Source organism: Bowmanella yangjiangensis (genome assembly GCF_017255015.1).
Lineage (GTDB): Bacteria > Pseudomonadota > Gammaproteobacteria > Enterobacterales > Alteromonadaceae > Bowmanella > Bowmanella yangjiangensis.
Genome location: NZ_JAFKCS010000079.1, coordinates 1 through 3,887, shown reverse-complemented (window position 1 = coordinate 3,887; position 3,887 = coordinate 1). Strand labels below are relative to the sequence as shown.

At 47.8% G+C, this 3,887-nt stretch carries 4 protein-coding genes; all 4 read right to left on the bottom strand.

Translation table 11 applies throughout. The annotated features are described in order from the left end of the window. Window positions 1-462: 462 nt before the first annotated feature. Complete coding sequence (locus tag J0A65_RS21750) at window positions 463-1,137, bottom strand: hypothetical protein (protein ID WP_206596420.1); 675 nt, start codon at window positions 1,135-1,137, stop codon at window positions 463-465. A 22-nt stretch (window positions 1,138-1,159) separates the two neighbouring features. Next, window positions 1,160-2,218: a hypothetical protein gene (locus J0A65_RS21745; protein ID WP_206596419.1), complete on the bottom strand. Its 1,059-nt coding sequence runs from the start codon at window positions 2,216-2,218 to the stop codon at window positions 1,160-1,162. Next, a complete protein-coding gene (locus J0A65_RS21740; RefSeq protein WP_206596418.1) occupies window positions 2,215-3,207 on the bottom strand; it encodes a hypothetical protein in 993 nt (330 codons plus the stop codon). The genes J0A65_RS21745 and J0A65_RS21740 overlap by 4 nt, the downstream gene beginning before the upstream one ends. Window positions 3,208-3,397: 190 nt before the next feature. Next, on the bottom strand, window positions 3,398-3,887 hold a 490-nt coding region (locus tag J0A65_RS21735; protein WP_206596417.1), incomplete at its 5' end, for a Rha family transcriptional regulator.

The following is a 3,887-nucleotide window of genomic DNA, read 5'->3' as shown; positions in this document are numbered from 1 at the left end:
AAATTTTGTGGATTGGCCCAGAACTGGGAGGTAGGTGGCTGCGGGCCAAGCGTAGCGGGCTTCATAGGGGACCTCAAGCGGTTCTGGTGACACGATGGTGACAGCGTTGGTGACAGTTGGCGAGCCTACAGGAGGGCATGGTAGAGCAGTTTTTCGAGGTCATTATCCCGCGCAACCGGGCCCGTAATGGGGGGAATGGCGACGGTTAGAGTGATCAAATGGGGACTCAAAAATTTCTGTTGGTTTTTCATTTAAAGCGTCCAGACGGCGACTCGAAGACTCACGGTGAACCAGTAGGCTCCCTGAGGCCAGCTCATGGAGCATCCTACTGATTTTGTCGGGTAATCTAAAAAGCCCTGGACCGGATAGGGTCTCAGGGCCTGAGCGTTGGACTCTATTGTGTGGCTGTGCGGGACGATTTGTGTGTGAGGAGCGTAGATAAGCTTAAGGCTTGAGATTTTATTATGCTTTGAGACGGTCAAGTAGGACCTTCTCAATTTTTGATAGGAGTAGTTCCTTTAATGGCCCGCTTAGCTTGCAGGTCCCCGCTTTGGAAAAACCTATTTGCCCTCGTACGCCTTTAAATGAGACATCATACAGGGCTGCCTCTACGACATACTCCCCTGATTTTAATATTTCAATTTCACTTGGATTTAGCCCCTCTTTGGAGGCAATCTCAATTCTTGCAAGGGCCTTCGCCCCTCGAAGGGAGCCAGAGACCTTCAAGCTGTTTAGATTTTTATTGTCAACTCCAGCGAGCGCGCTCTGAATGTCTTGGTCTCGCAGTGATATAGGCTGGCATGAAAAACCAAAACCTATAATCTTCTCAAGGCTATTCATTAGCTCGCGAGTGGATCGTGCGGGGCTTTCGACTCTGAACATGATTCTCGCGCCGATGATGATGGCAACATCTTGAGAGTTGATGGTTGATATCTCTTGGTTTTGAGGATTTCCCTCGCTGTCCAGGAGTGTGGTGTTGATTGTGGATTCCCAAATAAACCGAAATCGAAAGTTGCTTTCGTCAACAATGAATCCGAAATTGCTTGCTGGCGTGTATGTGTTGGTTTGAAGTTTTCTTATGAATTCTTTGGTGTCGATTGGAAGTCGAACTTCATACCATTTGTATCGAGATATCATTTTCGTCCCTCCATGAACATCGTCAAGCTTTCAGGCTCGCCATTAAAGAGCGTGCTGTTGTCTCAACTATTCGTGATATTTCGTCTATTTCCGATTTTAGAGGTGGGCGCCTCTTTCCAGGCTTTCCATCGACATATGGGTATACGCCTTTTAGTAAAATAGAAAATCCTGTGCAATTCACTGGGTCGGCAAATAAGACCTCTATATCGTAGATGTCCCCGTTTCCCAAGGTTCGCTGCATGGTCCAGCCGATTTTTACTATATAGTACTCATCAGATGTTAACTCAATTAGTAGTGCTGAGCGCGTGACTCCGTTGCCCTTGAGTAAGACTTTTTCGATGTGTGTTTCGTCATCATCGCTGGTTAGTTCAAGATGGTCGGATTTTGTTGGTTTCGGTTTGTGGACGTATACGTCGGATACGTCACGCCGTGAAAATCCCTCAAGACCATTTATCAGGTCGATGAAGAATTTTGTCCTGAGCTTAGGGTCTATGATCTCGTAGAGGGATACAGTTACTTTCTCTAATCCTTCTATTTCCTTGTCGACCTTCGCTACGACCTCGTCCCTCACAGTGTTCATGAATTCATTTTGTGCATTGCGGATGAGGTAGCCCTCAGTGGTTTGGATGAACTCAATTACGCCGTCTTTGATTTGGACTTGAGAGAATTCCGTTTTCTTGTAGTCTATTAGTGAGTACTGAATGAGAATGGAAAAGTTATTTCCGTTGCGAGAAATATGTGCTGTATCGCCACCTGCGGAGATATCCTTTTTTATTTCTTCTAAGGCAAGCCTCATGTTCTCTGGATCAATCTTTCCGACCAAGTCCATTGATGTGGTCCGCTCTCTGCGGGGAGGGCTTCCCAGTTTTTGGGATATGGTTCGATGATCATAGTAGTCGTGTGTTAGTCGAGAAAAATACTCGGCAAGTTCATCGCGCGGAGTTTTCTTGGAAACTATTGTGTTTCGTCTCTCGAAAAGCGATGCCAGAGTGGGCGCATCGACTTTATGCTGAATCAGTGCGTCGAATATGTTTTTGTCGGAGGCAAAGTATAAGGCCGGTCCATATGTTTTCTTTTTCATTCGCGCCACCCCATCCAGCCTGGATTATATGCGTTAGTTACTGCTGTGATGTGTGTGAATTTTATTTCGTCTAAAATTATCTGTCTTACGGGCTCAAAACCCCAAGCCTTCGCATATCTCTCTTTCGCTAAGCGGAAATTGCTCTGGATTTCTTTGTCGGGAGCGGCGCAGGTAACCCTAACCTGAAGAGACTTTCCAGACTCCAGCATTTGGTAGCGTGATAGGCTGTCCAAGAAATATTCAAATTCTGAGGATGAGCTTCCTGGCCTGTTGTAGTAGACAATATATCCGGCCGCTGCGCTCTCAGTGCCCTTGTGTTGCACAATTAGGTAAGGGCTCGTCAGCGCTTCGACTGTTGCCGGCTGCGACCAAACATCACCCTGTCGGCGCCTCATTACGAGGTCGGGGTAGTAAAATGTATAGTCACTTGAAATTTCCTTGGCGTGCATGAGCCTGATGATGTCGTTAGCAATGCTATAAAGACGCTGGATGTCCTGGGGGCCAAGGTAATGAAGGTATACATTGGGTGGTATTGGTATTGATTCGAGGCCGACTTTTTCCATGACATCATAGAATGCACCTTGATAACGATGGTCATGGTTGTGGATGAAGAGCAAACCTTTTACTTCGTAATCTTCTGATGAGTCGATGGAGTACAGTTTTCGCCAAGAGTCGGAGTCACGGGCACACTCAATTGCTATGGAAAGCGACTTAAGCGCGTCACGCATCTTTGTCTTTGTAATGGACTTTTTGTCGTAGCTCTTTAGGTCCGTGTGCAGATAGGTTGTTATGCCTAAATATGGATCTTCATAAGAGAATAAGACATCACCGGGGTGCACCGATTTTTGTGCTCCATCCGAATCTTTATGGTTTGGATTTGAGCATTGGAATTTTTCATTCCATTTGGGGTGCATGCTCCAAAAGAAGTGCTTGAAAATATCGACTGATAACTTCTCTGCCACTTCTCCAATGTTGACCGTTTCTGACATGGCTCCTCCTAAGCGTATGACTGTACAGCGAGGTCACAAAGCAGCTTATCAGCACGACTACCATCGAAACCATGGCAAATTGCCCCTCTTGGGTGCCCATGATGTCTTGGTACTGTAGCTGGGTGACCGAGCGAGGCTTCTTGCGGAAGCCTATACATTGCTTGAAGCTGATGAGCGTCTGTGTCGACGTTTAGTGACTCTCTCGGGCGGCGTTGCGGCGCACAAGGGCAGATACGCGTGCGTCTGCGGCTTTGCATCGTCTAAGCGCTTTAGCTCCCGGTGTCTGCGATTGGGAGCTTCGCCGCAGGTCCTTCATGGCTTTCCGGTAAACATCTTTCTCGCGTTCAACAAGGTGGGCTACGGATGCTTGCACGGACATCCGAGCGAACCCCGAGCCCTCCAGATCAAGCCAGCGCTTGACGATGAGATTGGATAGCTCGTAGGAGTAGCGTGAAAGGAGGGTGAAGGTCAGCTCTTTGTCGATGACGGCAACGGGCTGAAATTTACCTCGGCTGTCCCTGTACTGAGTCCGAACAACCTGACGGCTCAAATCAGAGCCATGAGATTCCAGAGCGGCGACCATCTTGGCGATGTCTCGTAGAACGTTCTTGTGACCCTTCCCGGTGATCTCTGTGATTTCCAAGGATGACATGCCGGGAAACCCGTTTAGCGTCGTGGGG

What these genes read in the sequence shown, in the direction of transcription:
- J0A65_RS21740 (WP_206596418.1), bottom strand. Translation starts at nt 3,207, where the DNA reads ATGTCAGAAACGGTCAACATTGGAGAAGTGGCAGAGAAGTTATCAGTC.
- J0A65_RS21745 (WP_206596419.1), bottom strand. Translation starts at nt 2,218, where the DNA reads ATGAAAAAGAAAACATATGGACCGGCCTTATACTTTGCCTCCGACAAA.
- J0A65_RS21750 (WP_206596420.1), bottom strand. Translation starts at nt 1,137, where the DNA reads ATGATATCTCGATACAAATGGTATGAAGTTCGACTTCCAATCGACACC.